Origin of the sequence: [Actinomadura] parvosata subsp. kistnae, assembly GCF_900323885.1 — a bacterium.
GTDB classification, from domain to species: Bacteria; Actinomycetota; Actinomycetes; order Streptosporangiales; family Streptosporangiaceae; genus Nonomuraea; species Nonomuraea composti.
Window position 1 is genome coordinate 37273 of the sequence record NZ_OOHJ01000012.1, and the last position, 23810, is coordinate 61082.

Sequence of the window (23810 nt, forward strand, 5' to 3'; positions counted from 1 at the left end):
CTTCCGCGGCCTCTTCACGGCCGCCCTGCCGACGATAGTCGGCAAGCACCTCTATCCAGCGCCGCCCACGTCCCGTCCCAGCCCCTGGCGGATCGCGATCTCCACCAAGGAGTACGCGCCGTCGGCCCGATCCAGCTCATACGGCGCGGCCGGCAGGAGCGGCGGCTGGGCCATGAAGCGCGGCCGCACCCCGTGGTGCGGTTGCGCAGCGTGCACCAGGAACGGGTGGCACAGGAAAACGTCGCCCGGGGACCCGGTGGCGAGGGCGAGCGGCCGGTGGTCGGACGCCGCCACCAGATCGGGTGCGAGGGTCAGCCCGCTCGCCCCGTCCTCCCCGTACTTCTCCAGCACCTTCGGCACGTCGAGGTGTGAGCCGACCCGGATCCGGGTCGGGGCATCCTCCTCACCGACTTCACTGAACAGGAACAACATCAACAGCGCCCGCCCCTTGGAGCGCAGATTCGTGAAGTACCAGCTCTCGCCCTCCGGCAGATAGCTGCCCTCGATGTGCCAGCCCGCGTCGTCCGGCTCCTCCTCGTGGGGGAAGCGCAGCGGGAACGTGCCCAGTGAGTAGCGCGGCTCCCAGCGTCCCTCGCCGACGAGCAGGTCGTACGCATGGTGCAGGGCCGGGGAATTGGGTGCGGCCGCGAACGGCCCCTGCGCCATACCCGCCACCCAGTGCACGGGCTGCGTCCATGTCGATGGGTCCTCCGGATCGCAGCCCGTCTCCCGCCACAGCAGCCGCGCACAGTCCGCGGCCACGCGCGGCGCGACGGCACCCTCCAACTTCACGAAGCCGTCGCGAAGGAAACGAGATTTCAAGGTCGTGTCATCCATGCCCCCATCGTGCGACGACACCGGCCCAGATCACCCGACATCCTCGCTACCGCTTTTGTCGGGTATGCGGATGAGCGTACGGTCTCCGATCGTGCCGCCCGCCGGCGGGGGCTCGCCCAAGGCCAGGGAGTCAAGGCTGTCGCGAAGCCGTCAGGACGTGGTTCTCAGGACATGAGGACGGAGATCCGGTAGAACGGTGATCTTCCACGACCAGCCGTCGAAGAACTGGATCTCCGTTGCTTGCCGAGCATGCCAGCTCCGCTGTTTCCCACGCTGTCGAGAGTGACCCACGCTGTCGAGACTGATGCTTCGGCCCGCTCGGCGACCGGAAGGGTGTTGGCTCCCGGGCATGTGGGTGAGCTGACCGCGCTCGTACCGTTCGGGCTCGTCGATGCGGTCCTGGAGGAAACCCGCGGCGTGCAGCGTCGTCTGCGCGCGCCGCCCTCGCGTGCCGGGGTCTACGTCCTGCCGGTGACGTGCCTGTTCGCCGAGAGCGGCTATGCCCGGCGCCTGCCGCGGCCCGACATGCTCGTCCTCTGGGACAAGGGCTTCGACGGCAACGCCTTCCTCGCCCAGGTCGACGCCACCGGCGCGCAGGTGCTCGGCCGGCTGCGCAGCAACCGGCGCACTCCCATCCTGGCCATCCGCACCGACGGCTCCTCCCTCTCGCTGATCGGTAACCTGGGAATTCGCGTCATCGAGGCCCGCATCACAGTGACCTGCACCGACGGCGCCACCTTCACCGGCACCCACCGCCTGGTCACCCCTCTTGACCGACGCCCGCCATCGCCCGGCCGCCGCTCTGGTCAGGCTCTACCACCAGCGATGGGAACGCGAGCCCCGACCGCTGCGGCTTCTCCATCGCCCTGCACGCCGCCCGCGACCTGGTCATTCCGCTGGGCGAACGGCCCCGGCAGCACCACCGGCGTGGTCGCGACCATCGGACGCCGTGTCCTGGTCGCGCTGCTGCCATCCCGCCGCCCGCGTGTCAGCACCCGCAAGGTCACATCACCCACCTCCCGCTCCAACGAACGGCTCGACGACGGCCGGCCGGTCGCCGGCCGACTCATCCGCAAGATCCGACCAGGCATCTACACCGCCGAGCCACTCTCCACAGCGCTCCTGCCACCCGCTCGCGGGCACCGAGCGTGAGTCCCTTGACGGAGCGCGCGGCTGACATCGGCGCTCGGGCGCGTTGAGGCCGCTCCCCCGCCGGCGTCGTCCAGTGGCTGGGAACAAATCGGTCACGGCAAGTGTGGCAAGTCCTGACAAGACCTGTGAACGTGTTCTCGTTACGATGCGAGCGGCATCTGGCCATGTGAAGCACATAGTCGGAGGACGCAGTCGGAGGGCGTAGTCGGAGGGCAACGTGTACGGCGTCGCGTGGTTCGGCATCCTCGGCCCACTGGAGGTGACGGCGGCGGGCCGGCTGCTGCGCGTCTCCGGGCGCAGCCAGCGAGAGCTGCTCGCGGTGCTGCTGCTCAGGGCCAACCGGCTGGTCTCGATCGACCTGCTGATCGAGTCGGCCTGGCCGCACGCCCCGCCCGCCAGCGCCAGGCGGCAGGTGCAGAACGCGGTGGGACGGCTTCGGATCACGCTCACCGGCGGCGGCCTGCCCGGCGACCTGATCGAGACCCGCCCCGGCGGATACCTGCTGCGGGCGATGGCCGACGAGCTGGACATGCTCGCCTTCGAGCGGCACGTGGAGGAGAGCAGGCGGGCGAGCGCGGGGCAGCAGTGGGACAAGGCGGTGGCCAGGCTCCGCGCTGCTCTGGCGCTGTGGCGCGGCCAGCCGCTGCCCGACCTGGACAACGATCTGGTGGTGGCCGAGGCGCGGCGGCTGCAGGAGCGGCGGGTCGAGGTCCTGGAGGAATGCCTGGATCTGGAGCTGAGGCTGGGCCGTCACCACCAGGTGGCGGGAGAGTTGGCGGCACTGGCGGAGGAGCATCCGCTGAGGGAGCGCGTCTGCGCCCTGCTGATGCTGGCGCTGTACCGCGACGGCCGCACGGCGGAGGCGTTGCGCGCCTACCAGCGCACCCGGCAGGAGTCCGTCTCCGAGCTGGGTCTGGAGCCCGGCCCGGAGCTGCGGCGCCTGGAGCAGGCGATCCTGACCGGCGACGACTCCTTGAAGCCGGAGCCGGCCGTGCTGAGCCCGGTCCGTCCACGCCAGCTACCGCCGGATATTTCGGACTTCATTGGGAGGGAGGGTGTCGCAGAAGAGCTCCATGGCCTGTTTCGCGAGGGCGGCGCGGGCAACGCGGTCACCGTCGTGTCCATCGCCGGGCAGGCGGGGGTGGGCAAGACTACGCTGGCCGTCCACGTGGCCCACCGGCTGACCGGCCGCTTTCCCGACGGCCAGCTCTACGTGAACCTCCAGGCGTACCCGATGGCACCGGTCGACGTGCTCGCCCGCTTTCTCCGGGCCCTCAGCCTCCCGGAAGCCGACCTTCCTCGCGGGCTGGAGGAGCGGGCCGAGGAGTATCGGTCGCGGCTGGCCGACCGGCGCGTGCTCGTGGTGCTGGACAACGCGGTGGACGAGGCGCAGGTCCGCCCGCTGATCCCGGGAGGGCCAGGGTGCGGCGTGCTTGTCACCAGCCGCCGCAGACTGGCCGGGCTGCCGGGAGCGCGGCTGACCGAGCTGGAGGTCCTGAGCGTGGACCAGGCGGTGAACCTGCTGGCCCGGATCCTGGGCCGGGAGCGCGTCACGGCCGAACCGCGGGCGGCCCGCAGGCTCGCGCGGTTGTGCGGCGGACTGCCCCTCGCCCTGCGCATCGCGGGCGCGCGGCTCCTCACCCAGGACTGGCCGCTGGAGCGCCTGGTCGACGCCATGGCCGACGAGCGCGGGCGGCTCGACGAGCTCTCCTACAGCGACCTCGAGGTGCGCGCCAGTCTCGCGCTCAGCCACCGCGGCCTCAGCGAGCAGGCTCAGCGGCTGCTGCGCCTGCTGGCCCACCTCTACGCGCCCGACGTCGCCGCCTGGACCTGCGCCGCGCTGCTCGACCTCGAGGTCGCCGAGGTGCGCCCGCTCATCGCCGAGCTGGTGGAGGCGCAGCTGCTCGCGGTGTCGGGCACCCGCTATCACCTGCACGACCTGGTCCGCCTGTACGCCAAGGAGAGCGGCACACAGGATCCGGCGCCGGCCGTCGCCAGAGCCCTGGGCGGCTGGCTGGCCCTGGCCGAGCGGGCGCACATCGTGCTGTCCGGAGGCGACTTTGCCACACTGCACGGCACCGCCCCGCGCTGGACGCCCGCCGTACGGGAACGGGGGGCGGCCATCGCCGAGGACCCGCTGGCCTGGTACGACACCGAACGGGTCAACCTCGTCATGGCGGTACGGCAGGCCGCGGACGCCGGCCTGGACGAGCTGTGCTGGGATCTCGTGGCCAGCTCCTACACCTTGTTCCTCACCCGGGCGCACAACGACGACTGGGAGGAGACGCTCAGGTGCGCCCTGGCCGCCACCCGGACAGGCGGCAACCGCAGGGGAACGGCGGTCATGCTGATGGGCCTGGGGCTGCTGGGCGCCTACCGGCACCAGTACGCCGAAGCCGTGGCCGTACTGGAGGAGTCGGTCGACACCTTCCGCGACCTCGGCGAGACCCGCGGCCTCGTCTACGCCCTGGGGGTGGCCGCCCACGTGGACGGCATGCTCGGCCGTTACGAGCAGGCGGTCGTCCGGCACGAGGACGCGTTGCGGGCCCATCGCGCCCGGGGTGACCGTGGCGCGGAGATCCTCCTGCTCCGATCCCTCGGGCAACTGCTGGTGGAGATCGGCGCGTTCGACCGGGCGCTGCCGTACCTGGAGCAGGCTTTGGAGGCAGGGCGCGCCGGTGACCCGCGCATTCTGGCCGAGGTGTTCTACTGGCTGGGCCAGCTTCGTCTCGGCTGCGGGGAGATCGATGGGGCGGAGGCGGCGTTCAAGGAGATGCTGGGCATCTCCGAGGAGCTCCGCGATCCGCGCGAGGAGGCTGAGGCCCGCTACGGCCTGGGCCTGGTCCGGCTGGAGACAGGGGCGCTGGGCGCGGCCATCGGGCTGCTGCGGGAGGCCCTGGAGCTGAACAGGCCGCTCGGCGAGCCGCTGACCGATGGCAGGATCCGGGTCGCGCTGGGCATGGTGCACCACCGGCGTGGGGAGGCCCGCCAGGCGATCGATCAGCTCTCCACGGCGATCAGCATCTTCGCCGGCCTCGACACCCCGCTGTGGCAGGCCCGCGCCTGCCGGGCGCTGAGCGAGGTGCACGGTGACGCCGTCGCCGCGCGGAGGCTCCGGGAGCGCGCTCGTGACCTGTTCCTCCAGGTCGGCTCGCCGGAGGCCGAACACGTGCACTTATGACGGGCTTATGACGGCGCAAGCTCAGACTGAGCCTGTTTTGACTTCTCACCCTCAGGAGTCATCGTGCTCAGCCCAATCCTCATCATTCTCACACTGTTATGCGGCGGCCTGACCGCGCCCGTGCTCAAGGCCCCGCTCGGGTCCCCCACCGGGGCCGCGATCAGGGACACGGCCACTCGGATGGCGCCGCCGGAGCTGGACTGGCGCGCGGCGCTCGAGAGATCGGCCGCCCCGCCGGGCTCGCCACGGGTCACCGCGATCCGATCGGCACCCGAGGTGCGCAGCACCCCGGCGCCCGAGCCGAAACGCACCGAGCTTCCGGCCGCGACGTCGGCCGTGGTGAGACTGGACGCGAAGGCGCAGCGCGTCGGACCGCTGGAGGTGAGCGGGGCCGCCGGCACGACCGCGCGGGTGGAGGTGCTGGAAGAGCGACCGGGACTGCCGGGGTTGCTGTTCCGGATCTCCGCGGCCACCAGGGTCTCCGTCGACTTCGCCGGCTTCGCCGAGCGCTACGGCGCGGGATACGCCGACCGGCTCAAGCTCGTCCGGCTCCCCGAGTGCACCCTGACCGGCGGCTGCGAGCGCCGGCGCACGCCCTCGCTCAAGGACGGCACCGACCGCCCGGTCGTACCGTCGCTCAAGAGCGGGACCAAGCTGAGCGCGCAGGTCCCGGCCGGGCTGTTCGCCGTCACGGCCGGCCCTGAGGGCGAGGAGGGCTCGTTCAAGGCGACGCCGCTCGCGCTCTCCGGCGACTGGCAGGTCATCACGGGATCGGGGAACTTCACCTACAACTACGATGTGCCGCTGCAGCAGGCGCCCGCCGGCCCGACGCCGTCGCTGAGCCTGAGCTACTCCTCCGGCACGGTGGACGGCATGGTGTCGGGCAAGAACACCCAGAGCGGCCCGATCGGGCTGGGCTGGGGGGACTTCGCCGATGCCTTCATCGAGCGCCGCTACAACTCCTGCCGCGCCGATGGCCAGGGTTCGGACGACCTGTGCTGGAAGTCCGACAACGCCACCATCTCGCTCAACGGCCGATCGGGAGAGCTGGTGCCGCTGCCCGGGACGCCGACGAAGCAGTGGCGGCTCAAGGACGACCCCCGATGGCGGATCGAGCAGTTGACCGGCGCGAAGAACGGCGACAACGACGGCGAGCATTGGAAGGTGACGACCCCTGACGGCGTGCAGTACTTCTTCGGCCGGGGCGTCAACCCCGACGTCGGGGTGGAGACCCACTCGGCGTGGACGGTGCCGGTGTTCGGCGACGACGCGGGCGAGCCGTGCAACACCGAGACCCCGCTGCCGTGGTGCGTGCAGGCGTGGCGGTGGAACCTGGACCTGGTCATCGACCCGCACGACAACGTCCAGCAGTACGAGTACCGCAAGGAGATCAACCACTACGCCGCGCTGAACGGCTGGCCCGGCCTGGAGCACACGGAGTACGTCCGAGGCGGCGCGCTGGAGCTGCTCAAGTACGGCAAACGGCGGGCCGCGAACGAGACCGAGCCGTCGGCACAGGTCACCTTCGACCTCGACTACCGGTGCGTGGACCTGGCAGCGGGCTGCTCACAGCCGACCGCGGCCACGGCCGCGAGCTATCCCGACACCCCGGTCGATCTCATGTGCTTCACCGAGGTGTGCGCCGAGCACTCCCCGACGTTCTTCACCGCGTTGCGGTACGTCTCGCTGACCACGCAGGTCGAGGTGGGCGAGGAGAAGTTCGCCGATGTGGACCGCATCCTGCTCGCCCACGCCTTCCCCGACCCCGACCCGAACCGGACCGGGGACCAGAAGCTGTATCTGACCGCGATCCAGCGCAAGGGCATGTCCGAGGAGGAGCGGATCACGATGCCACCGGTGACCTTCTGGCCGGTCCTGCTGAGCAACCGGGTCGACACGGCGGGCGGCCTGTCGGCGATGCCGCACTACCGGGTCGGCGTGGTGACCAACGAGACCGGCGGGCAGGTCATCGTCACCTACGGCCGGCCGCACCCGTGCCCGAGCCCGATCCCCGATCCGCCGAACTGGCACCTGAACACCCGCGACTGCTTCCCGCACTGGCACGCGCCGGATGGCGGGGCCGCGGGGTTCGCGGTGTTCCACAAGTACGTGGTGACCCAGGTGGAGCAACGTGACACCGCCGGCGGCAGTCCCGCGATGATCACCTCCTACAAGTACGGCGACCAGGTCGGCGCGGGCTTGCCCAACGCGGCCTGGCATCACGACCGGGACGAGTTCGTCTCCAACGCCAACCAGACCTGGTCGGAGTGGCGCGGCTACGCCGACGTGCTGGTCACGCAGGGCAGCGGGCGGACGCAATACCGGCTCTTCCGTGGCATGAACGGCGACAGGCTGGCCGGCGACCCGTTCCCCGGGGCGGGCTCGCGGGTGGCCAGGACCTCCAGCCTGGACGGCACCGTCACCAACGTCAACGACGAGAACTGGCTGGCCGGCGGGGTGCTCGACCAGCAGGAGCTGCGCGCCGACGGCAGCGTCGAGCACGGCACGGTGACCGGCTACCACGCGCAGCGCACCGTGGACGCCGCCGGGCTCGATCCGCTGGACGACGCCTGGTTCGTCATGCCGAGCGACCGGGTGGAGCGGCGGCGCGACCCCGCCGGCGGCGCTCTGGTGCGCAGCCGCTCCCAGACCGTCTACAACGGGCTGCTGGGCACGCCGGACAAGGTGATCGAACACGGCTGGCTGGCCTCGGCCGGTGACGAGCGGTGCACGGTCACCGTGCCCACGGTGAACACCGACCTCTGGCTGCTGGACCTGCCCGCGTCGGTCACCCGCTACGGCAACGCCACGTGCGACGGGCCCGAGCTGGCCCGGGAGGAGTACGCCTACGACGGCGGAGCGTTCGGCGCGGCGGCGACGGCGCGCGGCGACCGGACCGGCACACGAGTCAAGATCACCAGCGCGCCGACCTGGGCGACGACCACCACGACCTACGACAGGCTGGGACGGCCGCTGAAGGTGACCGACCCCAACGGGCACACCACCACGACCGCCCACACCCCGGCGATCAGGTATCCGGCGACCACGACGGTCACCGACCACCTGGGGCACAAGACCACCACGACCTGGTTCCGGCCCCGGCAGGCGCCGAAGGCGACCACCGACGCGCGGGGCGCGCGGACCAGCTTCTCCTACGACGCGCTGGGCCGCACGCGCACCGTGCACCGGCCGACGGAGCAGGGCGGCGCCGCCTCGTACGAATTCAGCTACGATCTCGACCCCGACAAGACCAGGCCGGGCGTGGTCCGGACCCGCAGACTCCAGGACACCACCAGGTACGTCGACTCCTGGGTGCTGCACGACAGCTGGCTGCGTCCGCGCCAGACCCACGTGCTGTCCCCCGAATCCGGCAAGGTGATCGTCACCGACACCCGGTACGAGGAACGCGGCCTGGTCGCCGCCACCTCCCAGCCGCAGGCCCTGACCGGCACGGCCGGAGCCGGCCTGCTCCCCACCCCGGCGGGCGGCTGGGCGAACGACGAGACGACCGCTTATGACGAGCTCCGCCGTCCCGTCTGGCAGATCTCGTGGACCGCAGGCGCCGCCCGGCGCTCGGTCGTCACCGACTACACGCACGACTCGGTGACGACGACCCCGCATCCCCTGGCGGGCGGAGTCGTCCGCACGGTCAGCGACGCCCACGGCCGCGTGACCAAGGTGGAGGAACGCGACGGTGCCGCCTGGCGCCCCACCCAGTACGGCTACGACAAGGCCGACCGGCTCACCACCATCACCGATCCGGCGGGCAACACCATCACCAACACCTACGACCTCGCCGGACGCAAGATCGCCATGACCGATCCCGACATGGGCACCTGGACCTACGGGTTCGACGCGGCCGGGAACCAGACCAGGGCGACCAGCGCCGCCGGCACGCAGGTGCACACCCTCTACGACGCGCTGGACCGCCCCACCGAACGCCGCAGGGACTCCCCCACCGGCGCCCTGCTCGCCAAGTGGGAGTACGACGCGGCCGGGGAGACGGGCCTGCTGGACAAGACCACCCGCGTGGAGAGCGGCGGCTCCTACGTGGTCGACGTCACCGGCTACGACGGCCGGGCCAGACCCACCGGCCAGACCTGGATCTTCCCCGACGCCAGCTACACCGTCGGCTACGGCTACGACGCCGCCGACCACCCCACCCGCATCACCTACCCGGCCGTCGGAGGGCTCCCCGCCGAGAGCGTGACCACCACCTACAACGACGTCGGCCTCGCCTCCACCATGACCGGCGCCGCCGAGTACGTCTGGGCCGCCCTGTACGACGACCGGGCCCGTTCGGTGTGGAACCTGTCCGGATCCAGGTCCGTGCCCTTCAGCCGGGTCATGGAGTATGACGCCGACCAGCGCGTCAAGGCGATCAAGGCGGGCGGCGGCGACACCGCGCTGCAGGACCTGCGCTTCGCCTACGACGACACCTTCGGCGACGTCGTCGACCGGCTCACGACCCTGAACGGTCAGTCGTGGCGCGAGTGCTTCGACCACGACGACCGCCGGCGCCTCACCCGCGCCTTCACCACGACGGGCACCTGCGCGACCGGCACCCCCGGCACCGGCGCCAACGCCTACGACCACGCCTACACCCTCAGCGTGGACGGCAACCTCACCCGGCGGGCCGAGGGCGGCACGCCGATCGCCTACACCTATCCGGCCGCGGGCGCCGCCCGACCGCACGCCCCCACCGCGGTCGGTGGCGACACCTACACGTGGAACGCCAACGGCGACCTGGCGAGCCGAACCGTCTCAGGCCAGACCGAGACGCTCACCTGGAGCCCCGAACGGCTGCTCCTGGCCGCAGGCAGCTCCAGCTTCGTCTACGACGCCGACGGTGAACGCCTGCAGCGCAAGACCCCGGCGGGCACGACCCGTTACATCGACGGCCACGAGATCACGGGATCGAAGGCGGTGCGCACCTACAGGTTCAACGACACGCCCATCGCGATCCGCACGACCGGCGGCGTGGAGTTCCTGGCCACCGACAATCAGGGTTCGGTCCAGCTCAGCGTCCCCGCCGGCGCCACGGCCGCCGCTCACGTGAGGTCCTACCAGCCCTACGGCAGGCCGCGCGGCACCGACAGGACCGCCACCGACCGCGGCTGGATCGGCCAGATCGAGGACGCCTCCACCGGGCTGAGTTACCTCAACGCCCGCTACTACGACCCCTCGATGGGGCGGTTCGTCTCCCCCGACCCGCTCTTCGACGCCGCCCGGCCACAGACCCTCAACCCATACGCCTACGGGCTCAACAATCCCACAGCCTTCTCCGACCCCAGCGGCCTGATCCCCGACGCGTGCGCCTTCGGAGAGGTCAAGTGCTCGTTCAACGGCAAGGGCTGGATCAACGCACAGCCCGCGCCCTCGACTCCCGACCCGCCGCCGGCGGCCCAGGAGCTGTGCGCTCCCGGTAGCTCGGGCAACAACCATCCCGCCTGCGGCCCCAGGCGCGAGCGCGCCACCATCACCGGCGATGAGGACCTCACGGTCGAGGACCTCGCCGAACGCGTGAACGACGGCGTCGACACCTCGCTCGACGTCACCGAACTCGGCATGGAGCTGTGCACCGACTCCCTCGGCTGCGCCAAGATCACCGAGTTCGTGGAGATGACCGACGGCATCGGCTACGCCACCGGCGCCCTGGGCGTCGTCATCGACTGCGAGTCAGAAGGCTGGACCAGCCAAGCGTGCGTCAAAGGGGCCATCCTGGAGGGCGGCCAGCTGATCCCAGGGGTGGGGGTCGTCTTCCTCACCCTGGACGTGCTGGACCAGTTCGGACTCGTGGATCCCGTCATCGACTTCGTCCAGGAGCTCTTCACCAGCGACGGCCGCAGCCCCGTACGAACGTGTGACTCCGGCTCCAGGCCGGAATACGGGTGCACGCACCTGCCCAGCGGAGGGCAGGGCGAGCACACCGGGTCGGCCGGAGTGCCGCCGCCATGCGAGGGCTGCGCGGCTCCACAAGCGGGGCCATGCCCGTTGAGAGGGTGCGACCACAACAGTTACAACCTGGATGACTGATGGCTGGATGGGGGGCGTTCGGCAGCCCGACGTCCCCCTCTTCATGGGCTGCCGGACTCACAGCGGGTTCGGCACGGTCCATCAGCTCGCCACGGGCCCGAGCACGGCGGCCTTCGCAGCAGCACTGCGCGTTCGCGCTGGTCCGCGCAGAGCCGGGCGGCCAGCTCCAGCTCGGCGCGCGCTTCCGGTCGCCGTCCGAGCCGGGTCAGCAGCTCGCCGCGCATGGTCGGGACCAGATGCGAGCCGAGGAGCCGGTCAGGGCCACCCGCAGCGGGTGGGCGGTCGTGATGGCTCCGACGGCCCCGGCCATCCGGCTGATCAGCTCGCCGCACGGGCCTTGGTTCATGGCCTGCCTGTCTCACAGTGTCCCTGTCCAGCACCGCGTGTCAGCCTGCGGTCGCCGGTGCGGCTCCCGGCGGCGCCGCAGTCGAGATCGCACTCCGGATCCCGTCCACCAGTCCGCGGATCCCGGCCTCGCCCATCTCGCGCTGTGTCGCCATCACTGCCCCGTGCCAGGCCGAAGTTCGTCCCTTGGCCAGGTCCGCCAGCAGCATGCCGGTCATCGTTGTGGTGATCGAGCCGATCTCATCGGCGGTCCGCTCATCGGCCGGACGGGCGCCGCCGGCGGCGCCCAGCCCGACGAATCGGGTCCGGCCGTTCTCCAACAACCGTACACAAACCCTGATGGCCCTCCCCGTCCGCAACCCACAACACATCACGAGCCAGCACGGCGTCGCCCGTCCGCTGGGGGCGCCCGCTGGTCGGCCGGCGGGCCTTGAACAGGGCGAGGAGGCATATCACCAGAGCCAAGCCCGCCGCGGCCAGCTTCACGAGCGAGTGCTGCCTTCCCTGCGCCATTACCGCTCCCTCCTGTCGGGCATCGCCGAGCCGGCCTGCCGCTGATCCGCTGTTCTGTCGTGCGCACCCCTGGGCAACAGGTGCGGCAGGCGGTACCCGCCAACAGGCGGCGCTCCCGGCAGGCGGTGCCGCAGCCCTGCCAAGAGGATTGGCGCGGCAGCGAAGTGTTCGGCGCCTGCCAGAGCTGGTTGGTGGTCAATGCCTCCGAGACTCGCGTCGGAGACGCCCCCATCATCGGCGTGCGGCCGGTGTGCCTCATTCTTCCGGTGGCTCGCTGGGCTCCCATCCAACAATCACGTCGGCGGGACGCAACCTCCTCCCCTACTGCCGCATGTATTAGACATGCGATTCGAGATCACCCATGGCCCACCCCGCGCCTCGGCCAGCGAGGCGTCGGCCGACACGGGGGTGAGCGAGCTGTTCTTGGTTCACCGACTCGCCCTGGTGCGGTTGGCGTTCCTGCTGGTGAGCGATCAGGAGACGGCCGAGGACGTGGTTCAGGACGCGTTCGCCGCCGTGTATCGCAGGTGGAGCACACTCACCGACCGTGAGCACATGCTTCCCTACCTGCGCACCGCCGTGCTCAACGGGTGCAGGACGGTCCTGCGGCGCAGGGCGGTCATCGGGCGCCTGCGTGGCCTTCAAGAGGTTTCGTTCTGGTCGGCGGAGGCGGCCGCGCTGCTGGGTGAGACCCGCCGCCAGGTGTTCCTGGCCGTTCGGGCTCTGCCGCGACGCCAGCGCGAGGTGCTGGTGCTGCGCTTCTACCTCGACCTGTCAGAGGCAGAGATCGCCCAGGTGCTGGGCATCAGCCGCGGAACGGTCAAATCGACGGCGTCCCGGGCGTTGAAGACGCTCGCGACCGAGCTGCAGGAGGAGCGATGACCCGCAAGGTCGAAGACCGGCTTCGTGACGCGTTCAGCGCCGGTGCGGAACTGGTGTCACCCGAAAGCCTCAGACCGGTCGTACCCCCTGCCCCCGTCCGGCCGTCCCGGGGCTTGCGAGGGATGCCGATCGTGGTGGCGGCAGCGGCGGCCGCCGTCGTCCTGGCCGTGGTCCTGCTGGTCTCCAACCTGATCGCGGTGCCTGCCCCCGAGCTCGTGCCCGTCGACGGCAATGAGGCACTGCGCCGGCTGGCCGCGCGCATCGAGCGGCTCCCGGACGAGCACGGCGCGTACTGGCGCAGGTCACTGGTGAGCGAGAGTCTGATCCGGGTGCGCGCCGGCGCGCACACCTTCAATGCGGTGGTTTCGTCGACGTCTGAGCTCTGGCTGCCACGCGACTCCATGGACCCCGTGCAGACGCGGAACGGGGAACCGTCCCTGAACCCGGCGACCGCGGCTGATGAGCGAGCCTGGAAGGCCGCCGGGTCGCCCAGTAAGGTCCAGCGGATCTGCACACCCGGCACGAGGGCGGCCGATTGTCCGAAACTGCCGATGCGTGCGAAGAATCTGGTCTGCCAGTACTCCCGAGGTGTCTCGCCGGATCACGGTCCTGGCGCTCGACCGCTCGGACCGTACACGCTGGCCGAGATCTTGGCGCTGCCCGCCGACGAGAAGGGGTTGCGGGAGTGGCTGCGCGCCCGCCAATCGGAGCGAATTAAGGAGACAGGCCAGGCGCGTCCGCCGGAAAACGCCTGGCTCCTGCTGTCGAAGCCCCTCCGTCCCGCGGCCCGGGCCGCTGTCCTGCGACTGCTCGCCGACCTGCCGACGACCAGCGTCCGGGGGATGGCCACAGACCGGTTGCGCCGCGAGGGTTTGGCCGTGGACTTCACCAAGGGCAGCCACTACTCCGCGGAATTCGGCGAGGACGACGAGGTGACCGAGGATCACACGACCATTCTCGACCCGATGACCGGCGAGATCCTGGCTGAGGTCACCAAGGCGGGAGAGGACACCGTGGGCCTGCCCAAGGGCACGATCATGACGTCGATGGTTTGGATGCCCGCCACCGGCTGGACCGATGACCGCCCGGAGCGGCCTGAAGGCTGCCGCGGCCAGTAGCGGGCGCGCAGCAACGCGCTGGTGGCCGAGTTCTGCGTCATCGCGATCGCTGTGGCGACCGCGATGACGGCACCGCGCCGTACCGAGAAGGCAGGCGATGCCGCCACCGTCACCACCGAATCCTTCCATGGCGGTCAGAGGCCTCAGCTCGTCTTGAGCCAGGCGGCGTGGACCACGACGTTCAAAGGTCTTTGCGCACGCACAGGCAGCGGCTTGATGGCCGCCACTGGCATGCGTGCGTGAAGGTGTCGAGATCAACAGAGGCGGCACTCCCCTGCCCCCGGTGGCTCTGATCTTGGACGTAGCGCCATCAACCTGTCACAGAAGTCGGCGAAGTGCCGATATCAAGCGGCGACACAGCATTTCGACGAGAGACCTGGCGAAAGAGCTTGCAGTTGCGATTGCTTGGCATACGGCAATGTCCTTAGGCCGCACGAAGGCCTGTATGAGAGAGCACAGTTCGGTGTCGCCGTCTTGAAGGGCTTGCGGATGGTCTGGTGGAGGCCGCGTGCGGTGACGGCACCGGTCTGTGGAGGTCTTGTCCTGGGAGCAGAGGTTGGCGGCGATCGCGAGGGCGTGCTGGCAGAGGGTGATTGCTCGATCGTGGTCGCCGCCGAAAGCGTGGGTCTGCGCCAGGCCGTTCGGTGTCTTGATCGCCTTCACCACACGGATCGTGGTGAAGGCCGCTCGGATATCGGCGGATAGCGTGGTGGCCGCGGTCCTCATCGGTCAGACCGCGGTCCCCGCGCTGATCATCTTCGCCTCCGCGCTGATCACGCTGAGGTACCGGCTCACGCCACCCGGCGCGCCGGCTTCGCCCTCGTCCGGGTGAACAGGCCCGCGAGCAGGGCCGCCAGCAGCGGCAGGCCGAGGACGAGCGCGGCCAGGAACGCCCACGGCACGACGACCGGGCCGTCATCCCACATCGACGCCATGGACGCCGACAGCGAGCGGCCGGTGACCGCGCCCGCGACGAGCCCGATGAGCGCGCCCAGCTCCGCGATGTAGCCGGCCTGGGCCGCCGCCACGAGCCTGCGGGTCAGCGGCCGGCCGCCCACGGCGTGCAGGGTGTCGAGGTCGCGGCGCATGTCGGCCACGGCGAGCCCGGTCGCCGCGAACGTCCCGCCGAGCACGAGGACGACCGCCGCGGCCAGCGCCGCCGCCAGCAGGGTCGCGAGCTTCTGGGCGGCGTAGTCCTGGGCCAGCGTCGCGTACGCGTGAGTCGTCACCGACTGCAGGTGATCGCTGAAGCGCTGCAGGTCCCGCTGGTCGCGCACATGCCCGGCGGCCGGGACGTAGATCCGCCGCTCGGCCGTCCTGTAGCCGGCCGCCGTCACCACGGAGGCGGGCACCACGGCGCCGCCCTGCTCGGGCTGCGCCCCCTGCGCCACCACGGCCGGGGCCCGAATCGTCTTCCTGTCGATGCGGTCACCGGTTCTGGGCAGTATCGTCAGGCTGACGGTGCCGTCGCTGACCAGCCTGGGGTCGAAGACCACGACCTTGCCGGCCGCGAGCGCCGCCGCGGCCTGCGGGTCCCTGCGGCCCTGGAGCAGGGCGAGCACCTGGGCGTCCCCGATCGGCACGTCGAAGGAGCTCAGTCCGTGATGCCGGCAGGCGTCACTGGCGCATTCCCGCGATTCCGGCTGGATCAGCGTCGGCATGCTGTGCCCGGTGCCGTCCTGGGCCTCCAGTGCCGGCACGAGACTCGCCCCGGGCAGCCTCTCCTGGACGGCGGCGCGGACCCGGGCCCAGGTGGCCGCGTCCACGTCGCCGGCGTACACGGTCAGGGTGCCCTCGGGCGCGTCGATCCGGTTCATCCGCCGCTCGGCGGTGTAGGTGCTGGTGTAGGCCAGGCCGACGGTGACCGCGCCCATGGTGGCGGCCATGACGGCGGCCACCGCCGAGACGGTGCGGGTTCGGTGGCGGGTGGCGTCCCTGACCGACAGGCGCGCCGGCAGCGGCAGCCGCGCGGCCAGCGGCGCGGTGCGCCGCACCAGCCAGGGCATCAGCAGGATCAGCCCGAACAGGACCACGGTGGACGCCGCCACCACGACCAGCTCCTGCCGGGACCCGGACAGGATCCTCGCGACCGGCCCGGCCACGAGCCAACGCGGCTGGGACGCGAACAGGACCGTCGCTCCTAACCCGAGGGCGAGCAGCACGAGGCCGGCCAGCGGGCGGGCCGGGCGGTCGCGCACCTCGTCCGGGCGGCCGGCCAGCACCCGCGCCGGGCTCTGCCGCGCGGCCCGCACCGCCGGTGCCACCGCCGCGACCAGCGCGCTGAGCAGGCCGAGCGCGGCGACGCCGAGCACTTCGGCCCACGGCACGTCGACCGGGCCGCTGCGCCAGTCCAGCAGGCGCGCCGCGATCGACTCCGCCACCGCGCCGGTGCCGATGCCCAGCGCGACGCCGATCAGGGCCGCTGCGCCACCCAGCACGAGGCCGTCGGCCAGCACGATCATCCGCAGGTGCCCGGGAGAGCCGCCCTGCGCGGCGATGGTGGCCAGCTCCCTCCTGCGCCGCCGCAGCCCGACGGCGAACGCGGGGCCCGCCAGCAGGACCGTCTCGGTGACGACGAGCAGCACGGCGATGGCCAGCCACAGCAGCTCGTCACCCGATCTGACCAGGTACTCGTACTCCTGCGCGCGCGGGCTCTCGATCACCGCGCGGGAGGCCACGCGGAGCCCGGCCTGGTTCAGCTCGCGCACCTTCTTCCAGGTGACCGGGCCCTGGGTGTCGATCAGCCAGCCATTGCCCTGCGGCTCGGTCTTGTTCGCCAGCACCGACCCGTACAGGCCGACGACCTCCATGACGCCGGGCCTGGTCGGGTCCTCGACGACGCCGACCACGCGCTTCGGCGCGCCGCTCCTGGTCAGCTGCAGGGTGCCGCCGACGCGCACGCCGCGGTCGAGCAGCGCGGGCGTCACCGCGATCTCCTGCGGCGTGGCCGGGAGCCTGCCCTCGGCCGGCGTCCGCAGGCCGGCGGTGAGCGGGTCGCGCAGGTCGATCTCCAGCAGGTCCACCCGCTCGAAGCCGTCCTGGATCCGGGCGTCGGTGGAGTAGTCGTAGAACGGAATCATCCGGCCACGGATCAGCCTTGCGACCTCTGTCGACTGGGGTGGCGGTTTCGCCCCGTCGGTGGCCTGCCGGGCGGATCGGCCGGCCGGGTCCTGGTCGATGGGTTCTCCGTTCACCTGGGAGTAGACGGCTGCGTCGGCGACCGAGCCCAGCCGGGACGGCAGCTCCTCCTGCGGTGTCAGGTCCGTGGTCCTCGACAGTGTCAGTAACGCCGTGATGGCCAGGACGGGCAGGCCGATCATGACCATGATCAGGGCGGTGCGGCCCTTGGCGCGCAGGGCGTCGCGGCGGGAGATGCGCAGCGCGGCGCGGAAGGCGCTCATCTGGCGCTCTCCAGCCGCACGGCGCCCGTCTCGGCGATCAGCCCGTCACGCAGGTAGATCACCCGGTCGGCCCAGGCGGCGTAGCGGGGCTCGTGGGTGACGAGCAGCACGGCCGCGCCGGCGTCGCAGCGGGCCCGCAGCAGCTCCAGGATCTCGTCGCCGGTGGCCGTGTCGAGCGCGCCGGTCGGCTCGTCGGCCAGCAGCAGCCGCCGCTCGCCCACCAGCGCCCTGGCGATGGCCACCCGCTGGCGCTGCCCGCCGGACAGCTCCTCGGGGAAACGGTCGGCGATCTCCTCGACCCCCACCTCGGCCAGCACGGCCAGCGCCTCGGGCCGGGCCCGCCCGGCGCGCACGCCGTCGAGCTCCCTCGGCAGCATCACGTTCTCGGCGGCGGTCAGCGACGGGATCAGGTTGAGGTCCTGGAAGACGTAGCCGACGCGGTTGCGCCTGATCGCGGCCACGTCCTTGACCCGGGACAGGTCCTCGCCCTCGATCGTCACCACCCCCGAGGTGGGCCGGTCGAGGCCGCCCGCCAGGTTGAGCAGCGTGGACTTGCCCGAGCCGGACGGCCCCATGACCGCGACCAGCTCCCCCGCCGAGACCTCCAGGCTCACCCCCCTCAGCGCGTGCACCTGCCCGTGCTCGCGGGTGACGTCCCGCAGCTCCACCACACTCATCGGTTCTTCTCCTTGGAAACGGCCTCGCAGTGGTCCAGCCAGCGCTGCTCCGCCTCGGCCTTGAAGATCAACGAATCCAGCACCAGGCGCTGCGCGAGCCCGCCGGCGGCGGACCGCTTGGCCCTCGTGAGCTCCTGCAGCGCGCGCATCGTGGCCATGCGCTGCGTGTGGATGACCTCGGCGACGTCCACGCCGCCCGCCACGGCCATCGCGACCTTGATCGCCAGCTCGTCCCGAGGCCGGTCGGTCTGCGCGACGGGGGTGCTGAACCAGCGCGCCAGCTCCTCCCGACCGGCCTCGGTGATCGTGTGGACCACGCGGCCCTGCTCGTCGGCGCCGACGGGCTCGACGAGCCCGTCACGCTCCAGGCGGGAGAGCGTCGTGTAGACCTGGCCGATGTTCAACGGCCAGGTCGCCCCCGTGGACGCCTCGAACTCCACCCGCAGCTGATAGCCGTACCGCGGTCCGCTGCTCAGCAACGCCAGCAGGCTGAGCCTGATCGACATGGATACCGAGTATGCATACTCGGTATCCCTATGGCAACCTGATTCACTCACCGGCCGCGATGCGTTCGCCCATTCGAGCATGACCATCTTCCGAAGGGTGAATGCGGGCTCGGGGCGAGTACCGTTCGCATACGGCTCGAACCTGCTCTTGGCAGACATCTGCGAGCACGCGGCGCCCAAATCCACAGCAACCTGTCCCACCGCCCGCTGGGGAGCCGGCTGACACTTCGCCGCGGCTGACCGGGAAAGGCTCACAGTCATGGACGCGATGAGAGCACCGGTGCAGCACACGGCACGGCCGGACCTTTGGCGACCCGATCAGCACCTGCGACGAGCCTCCCAGAGCGCGGGAGCTCGACGTGATCGTCAACGGTAGGGTGGCCGCGACCGCCCCGTTCACGCTGACCGAGGCTCCGCTGACCTCGGCCTCGTGACGTACCGGCAGGAAGGGCTTCCATGAAGGACGAGGCACGCGACGTGGACCTGCTCCGGATCGAGCTGGGCGTCATCTGGCGCCTGGACGAACGCGGCCGCCTGCCCGGCCCGGAGACCATGGTGATCGGCGCGGCCTCCGACGGCCTGACCGCCGCCGTCGCCGGCCACGTCCCCGACGACCTGGCCACCCACCTGCTCTCCCTCATCACCGGAGCCGCCCTCCCGCCCCCTGGTGTGCCTCCGGGGGTCCTGGCCGACTGCCGGGAGCTGCTGGGCGGCGAGCGGGTGACGGTGACCGGCGGCCCGAGCTACCTGGTGGTCCCGCCGGTCCGGGCCGACGTCACGGTCGAGGTGCTGCGATCCGACTCGGCCGAGCACGTCCGGCTCGTCCGCTCCTTACCGCGCCCCGCCTCCTGGGAGGAGGACGAATGGGGCAGGCTCACGAGCCTCAGCGCGGGCACGCCCTGGGCGATGGTCGCGGAGGACGGCCAGGTGGTCTCGATCTGCCACAGCGCCCGCCTCACCCCGGCGGGCGCCGAGGCCGGCACCTGGACCTCACCGGCCTACCGCGGCCGAGGCTACGCCGCCGCCACCACCTCCGCCTGGGCCGCCCAGTTCTCGGAGATCCCCCTGTTCTCCAGCACGAACGCGGACAACCACTCCTCACAACGGGTGGCCCACCGCCTGGGCCTGCGCCCGCTCGGCTGGATCTGGCACCTCACCACCTGACCCCGCACCGCACCGCCTCATGGCAGCTTGCCGACCGCGGCCCCCGAGCAGCCGCCGACCGTACCGAGGACGGTAACCAGACCAGGCGACGTCGCATCATTGGCCACGGTAAGACCTTTAGGCGGCATCAACGCGATCGATGCCGCCCGGATTTGCTCCCCCGCCGGAAGTGATCTTCTTGGTCACGCCGACGGTGGCGTGGGGGCCGGCCAGGTCCGCGCGCCGATCGTCCCGAGCTGAACGATTTCGGACCCACCAAAAACAGGAGCACAGGGCTTCCACAGTGCCGCCCACCAGGCTGCGGTTAGCAACCCATTCCTGTGGAGGACGAGCCATGAGCATCAACCGTGAGATCCGGGCTGCGATGCCCGGAGACGACCAGATCATGGGGCGTTCCGGCTCTACGCCGACCGACAGGTGCGTAGGACTGGACGTGACCTCGCCTGGCTCATCCGGACGGGCAGAGAGGCTCGTGCCACATGACAGCCTCGGGACACGGCCCGTGGATGCCGGGCTTCGAAACTGGCTCGGTCTTCTGGTGCTGCTGTTGCCGGTCACGCTGATGACCGTGGACCTGGGGGTGCTCTGGCTGGCGACCGGCTGTCGATGCTTCCGAAGCTGGAGAAGGGATCCCGGCTCCTGTCTCGAGCGGGCCGGGCGTTGGTAGAGCAGCTCGACCTGGTCGCCGAGATGGGCGCGGACCTGGACCCTGGGGCGCTGCGGACGGCCGTCACCGCAGAAGTTGGGGCGAGCAAGGAGCAGGTCCTGGCCGGCCGTCTCGAGGAAGCCGGCGACGACGTCCTGGTCCGGGTGGTCACGCCAGCCGATGGGCATGCCCGATTGTCGATGGAGAAGCTCGGTGCGCTGGGTGAGAGCCCGTCGCTGAAATGGCTGCGCGCGGCCTGTCAGGCGATGCTGCCGCGCATCGATCTGCCCGAACTGCTGCTGGAGATGCACTCCTGGACCTCCTTCCTGGATGCCTACGTGCACCTGGCCGACATCTCCACCCGCACGCCCCGGCCCCTGGTCGCGCTGCTGATCAGCGAAGCTTGCAATGTTGGCCTCACCTCGGATCAAGGACGGGGACGAGGCGCTGACCCGTGGCCGCCTGTCCCACGTCGACCAGAACTACGTGCGTGCCGAGACGCACGCCGCGGCAAACCCGATCCTGATCGAGCCCAGCGCGGCGTGCCGATCGTGGCGCTGTGGGGTGGCGGGCTGCTGGCCTCGGTCGACGGGCTGCGGTTCGTCGTCCCGGTCCAGAGGATCAACGTCGCCCCCTCGCCGAAGTACTTCGGCCACAACCGCGGCCTGACGCTCTTGAACGCAGTCAATGATCAAGTGATGAGGATCGGGCAGATGGTCGTGCCCGACACACCGCGCGACTCGCTGTACATCCTCGACACCCTGATCAACATCGAGGCCGGGCCGCAGCACGAGGTCGTCACGACCGACCAGGCGTCCGATTTGGACACGGTATTCGGGATCTTCTCCATGCTGGGCTACCGGTTCGCGCCCCGCTTCGCCGGCCTGGGCGGGGCGACAGCGGTTCTGGCGCTCGGAGGTGCCCGGCAGCAACACCCCGGGCGACTATGGGCTGTGCATGTTCGCCCAGGGTGGGCGGCCCACCGCTCGGGCAGGCGTTCGCCGAGTACGGCCGGATCGACAAGACCCTCCCCCTGCTGTCCATCCTGGACCCGATCGACGACACCTACCGCCGCAAGCTGAACAAGCAGTTGACCGTCCAGGAGTCCCGGCACCGGCTCGCCTGCAAGATCTGCCACGGCTCAGGCGGGCAGATCCGCAAGGCCTACCGCGAAGGACAAGAAGATCAACTAGCGGCTCTGGGTTTGGTCGTCAACGCGGTCGCGCTGTGGAGCTCCAAGTACCTGTCGGCCGCGGTCGAACAGCTGCGAGTCCAAGGCATTCCGGTGGAGGACGAGGACGCCGCCCGGCCCAGCCCGCTCGGCCACGCCCACCTCAACGTGCAGGGTCGCTACTCCATCTCCTCCTCCACCCCGGCCCAAGGCCTGCGGCAGCTCGGCGAGATGCCCGACCTTCCTGATGGCGGCGTGGATGAGGAGGGCGTGTAGACCGCTGGCGAGGCTCTGAAGAGAGGTGGGCGAGAACGCCGGCGGGTGTTGACGACTAAGCCGCGCGGATGCGGCCTTTGAGAAGGCAAGGGAGCAACCGGGCGGCGCCGGCATCCCGGTAGACGGTCTCCAGCACGAAGTCCTCCCCGCGCCTGGCCATGGTGGCGGGTCTTGGCGTGGGCGCCCTTGGTCTTGTACCCGAGCCTTCCGGGCGGTCGGCAGCGTCCCGTGAACCCAATTCCTGACTCGTGTGAAAGACAGGCGACACTCCTTCCGCGAAAAGGCCCACCCACATGCCGTTCAGTACGACCCTGTCTGACGCCGACCTGATCGAACGGTCGTGGCGAGATCCCGAGGATTTCGCCTTGCTGTTCGACAGGCACGCAGGACACATCCACCGCTATGTGGCCCGCCGGCTCGGCGACGACACGGCCGACGACGTCGTCTCTGAGACGTTTCTCGCCGCGTTTAGGCAGCGCCGCGACTACGACACCGCCCGTCCGAAGGCCCTGCCCTGGTTGTACGGCTTCGCGACCAACTTCATCCGCCGGCATCAGCGCGCTGAGATACACCGCTACAAGGCGTACTCGAAAGTGGGCGTGCTTCCCGAAGCCGACGACGCTGCGGAACAAGCTCTTGAGCGGGCGAGCGCGCATGCCGTACGCCGCCCTCTCGCTCAGGCGCTCGCTTCGCTGAAGGGCCGCGACCGTGACGTCTTGTTACTCGTGGCCTGGGCCGAGCTCACCTACGAGGAGGTCGCCAACGCCCTGTCCATCCCGATCGGAACAGTCCGTTCCCGCCTCAACCGTGCGCGGGCCATCGTCCGCAACGCTCTCGGTAGCACTGACCCCACGACGGAGCAGATCTCATGAACGAACGGACCGACCTGACCGACCTGGGCAACCTGTTCGCCGACAAGCCGTACCCCACGGCGGACCGTCTCGCCCCCGCCCGTACCGCCCTCCTGGCCGAAGCCCGCACGAAGCGCCGGTCCCGGCCCCGGGCGATCGGCCTGCGGCGTGTGATGCTGGCGGGTGGCCTGGTCGCGGCGATGACCGCCGGAGTGATCGCCGTCCAGACGTTCAGCTCCTCTGCCCCCGCGAGCGCCGCCGAGGTCCTGAGGCTGGCGGCCGAGGCCGCGACCGCCACCCCGTGGCCGCAACCCCGCGACGACCAGTACCTTCACTACGAGCGGATCGCGGAGATGCGCACCGAGAACGGGGCTTCCAACGTCGGCGGTCCGCGCCACGTGACGGGCGAGGTCTGGGCGTCCGTCGACGGCTCCCGCCCAGACCTGTGGTGGCACAAGCCGTCGAAATCCGACCCCCAGGGCCCGGAGTACAAGGAACTCCTGACCCGGTGCCCCGAACGTGGCGATAGGCGCCCCGCCTACTCTGACCTCAGGGAGTGGCCGGCCGACGAGGACCAGCTCCGGCACAAGCTGGCCGAACGCGGTAACGAAATGGCCCCCAACAAGGACACAGCGACCCGGATCTGGAACGGCGTCGTCAACGTACTCGGCAGCCCGGTCCCGCCCAAGCAGCAGGCAGCCATCTTCAAGATCGCCGCGGCTCTCCCGGGCATCGAGACGGAAGAGCTCAAAGACGCCACTGGCAAATCGGGCATCGCCGTGACTCGGGTGGACAACCGAGGCCGAGGGGGTGCCCTCTCCCGCGAATCCCTCATCTTCGACAAGATCTCCTACGTCCTCCTGGGCGGCCAGGAACTCGTGCCGGGGCAAGGGCGTGAACTCTGGTCCATCACCCGTCCGCAAATCACCGACATACTCCCGGCCTGGTCCAAGTCCTTGAAGCGGAGAGATTGCCTCTGAGTCTGCGGCCGCTGGACGACAAGCGGGCCGCAGGGCGCATTCTTCTGAAAGCCCGCGAATCATCGAACCAGCGG

Annotated in this window: 18 protein-coding genes; 11 read left to right on the forward strand and 7 right to left on the reverse strand. The window is 70.6% G+C overall.

Annotated elements, in window-relative coordinates:
• Positions 1 to 51: 51 nt before the first annotated feature.
• Positions 52 to 837 carry a phytanoyl-CoA dioxygenase family protein gene (locus KIS93_RS13110; RefSeq protein WP_186404165.1) on the reverse strand — a complete coding sequence of 262 codons (786 nt, stop codon included), beginning with the start codon at positions 835 to 837 and terminating at the stop codon, positions 52 to 54.
• Positions 838 to 1119: 282 nt separating this feature from the next.
• Between KIS93_RS13110 and KIS93_RS13115 the strand changes: the two genes are divergently transcribed.
• The 3 genes from KIS93_RS13115 to KIS93_RS13125 all read left to right on the forward strand — a co-directional run bounded on the left by KIS93_RS13115 (position 1120) and on the right by KIS93_RS13125 (position 11206).
• The gene (locus KIS93_RS13115) at positions 1120 to 1989 is read left to right on the forward strand and encodes a transposase domain-containing protein (protein WP_186404166.1); all 870 of its coding nucleotides are present in this window, start codon (positions 1120 to 1122) and stop codon (positions 1987 to 1989) included.
• A gap of 217 nt (positions 1990 to 2206) precedes the next feature.
• A complete protein-coding gene (locus KIS93_RS13120; protein WP_186404167.1) occupies positions 2207 to 5170 on the forward strand; it encodes an AfsR/SARP family transcriptional regulator in 2964 nt (987 codons plus the stop codon).
• A gap of 63 nt (positions 5171 to 5233) precedes the next feature.
• Entirely contained in the window at positions 5234 to 11206 is a 5973-nt protein-coding gene (locus KIS93_RS13125; RefSeq protein ID WP_186404168.1) for an RHS repeat-associated core domain-containing protein, read from the forward strand.
• A 205-nt stretch (positions 11207 to 11411) separates the two neighbouring features.
• Here the strand turns inward: KIS93_RS13125 and KIS93_RS13130 are convergent, their stop codons facing one another.
• Both KIS93_RS13130 and KIS93_RS13135 read right to left on the reverse strand, forming a co-directional pair.
• On the reverse strand, positions 11412 to 11552 hold the full coding sequence (locus tag KIS93_RS13130) for a hypothetical protein (protein ID WP_186404169.1): 141 nt from the start codon (positions 11550 to 11552) through the stop codon (positions 11412 to 11414).
• A gap of 40 nt (positions 11553 to 11592) precedes the next feature.
• Entirely contained in the window at positions 11593 to 11874 is a 282-nt protein-coding gene (locus tag KIS93_RS13135) for a hypothetical protein (protein ID WP_186404170.1), read from the reverse strand.
• A gap of 598 nt (positions 11875 to 12472) precedes the next feature.
• Here KIS93_RS13135 and KIS93_RS13140 point away from each other — a divergent pair.
• Genes KIS93_RS13140 through KIS93_RS13150 form a run of 3 tightly spaced genes read left to right on the forward strand, consistent with a single transcriptional unit; the run spans position 12473 to position 14307 of the window.
• Positions 12473 to 12946, forward strand: a complete 474-nt coding sequence (locus KIS93_RS13140; RefSeq protein ID WP_246005274.1) for a SigE family RNA polymerase sigma factor — start codon at positions 12473 to 12475, stop codon at positions 12944 to 12946.
• Entirely contained in the window at positions 12943 to 14064 is a 1122-nt protein-coding gene (locus tag KIS93_RS13145) for a hypothetical protein (protein ID WP_186404171.1), read from the forward strand. Before KIS93_RS13140 ends, KIS93_RS13145 begins: the two co-directional genes overlap by 4 nt.
• Before the next feature lie 21 nt (positions 14065 to 14085).
• A complete protein-coding gene (locus KIS93_RS13150; protein ID WP_186404172.1) occupies positions 14086 to 14307 on the forward strand; it encodes a hypothetical protein in 222 nt (73 codons plus the stop codon).
• A gap of 75 nt (positions 14308 to 14382) precedes the next feature.
• Here the strand turns inward: KIS93_RS13150 and KIS93_RS13155 are convergent, their stop codons facing one another.
• From KIS93_RS13155 to KIS93_RS13170, 4 genes are all read right to left on the reverse strand, one after another.
• Complete coding sequence (locus tag KIS93_RS13155) at positions 14383 to 14727, reverse strand: hypothetical protein (protein WP_186404173.1); 345 nt, start codon at positions 14725 to 14727, stop codon at positions 14383 to 14385.
• A 128-nt stretch (positions 14728 to 14855) separates the two neighbouring features.
• The gene (locus KIS93_RS13160; RefSeq protein WP_186404174.1) at positions 14856 to 17465 is read right to left on the reverse strand and encodes an FtsX-like permease family protein; all 2610 of its coding nucleotides are present in this window, start codon (positions 17463 to 17465) and stop codon (positions 14856 to 14858) included.
• Entirely contained in the window at positions 17462 to 18142 is a 681-nt protein-coding gene (locus KIS93_RS13165; RefSeq protein WP_186404175.1) for an ABC transporter ATP-binding protein, read from the reverse strand. The genes KIS93_RS13160 and KIS93_RS13165 overlap by 4 nt, the downstream gene beginning before the upstream one ends.
• Positions 18139 to 18648 carry a PadR family transcriptional regulator gene (locus KIS93_RS13170; RefSeq protein ID WP_186404176.1) on the reverse strand — a complete coding sequence of 170 codons (510 nt, stop codon included), beginning with the start codon at positions 18646 to 18648 and terminating at the stop codon, positions 18139 to 18141. Before KIS93_RS13170 ends, KIS93_RS13165 begins: the two co-directional genes overlap by 4 nt.
• Before the next feature lie 456 nt (positions 18649 to 19104).
• Between KIS93_RS13170 and KIS93_RS13175 the strand changes: the two genes are divergently transcribed.
• From KIS93_RS13175 to KIS93_RS13190, 5 genes are all read left to right on the forward strand, one after another.
• Positions 19105 to 19812 carry a GNAT family N-acetyltransferase gene (locus tag KIS93_RS13175; protein ID WP_186404177.1) on the forward strand — a complete coding sequence of 236 codons (708 nt, stop codon included), beginning with the start codon at positions 19105 to 19107 and terminating at the stop codon, positions 19810 to 19812.
• 606 nt (positions 19813 to 20418) lie between these two features.
• Entirely contained in the window at positions 20419 to 21540 is a 1122-nt protein-coding gene (locus KIS93_RS68335; protein ID WP_335673887.1) for a Tn3 family transposase, read from the forward strand.
• Positions 21429 to 21905 carry a Tn3 family transposase gene (locus KIS93_RS68340; RefSeq protein WP_335673888.1) on the forward strand — a complete coding sequence of 159 codons (477 nt, stop codon included), beginning with the start codon at positions 21429 to 21431 and terminating at the stop codon, positions 21903 to 21905. Before KIS93_RS68335 ends, KIS93_RS68340 begins: the two co-directional genes overlap by 112 nt.
• A 293-nt stretch (positions 21906 to 22198) precedes the next feature.
• The gene (locus KIS93_RS13185; RefSeq protein ID WP_186404178.1) at positions 22199 to 22777 is read left to right on the forward strand and encodes an RNA polymerase sigma factor; all 579 of its coding nucleotides are present in this window, start codon (positions 22199 to 22201) and stop codon (positions 22775 to 22777) included.
• Positions 22774 to 23736, forward strand: coding sequence for a CU044_5270 family protein (locus KIS93_RS13190; RefSeq protein ID WP_186404179.1), 963 nt, complete (start codon positions 22774 to 22776; stop codon positions 23734 to 23736). The genes KIS93_RS13185 and KIS93_RS13190 overlap by 4 nt, the downstream gene beginning before the upstream one ends.
• Positions 23737 to 23810 lie beyond the last annotated feature (74 nt).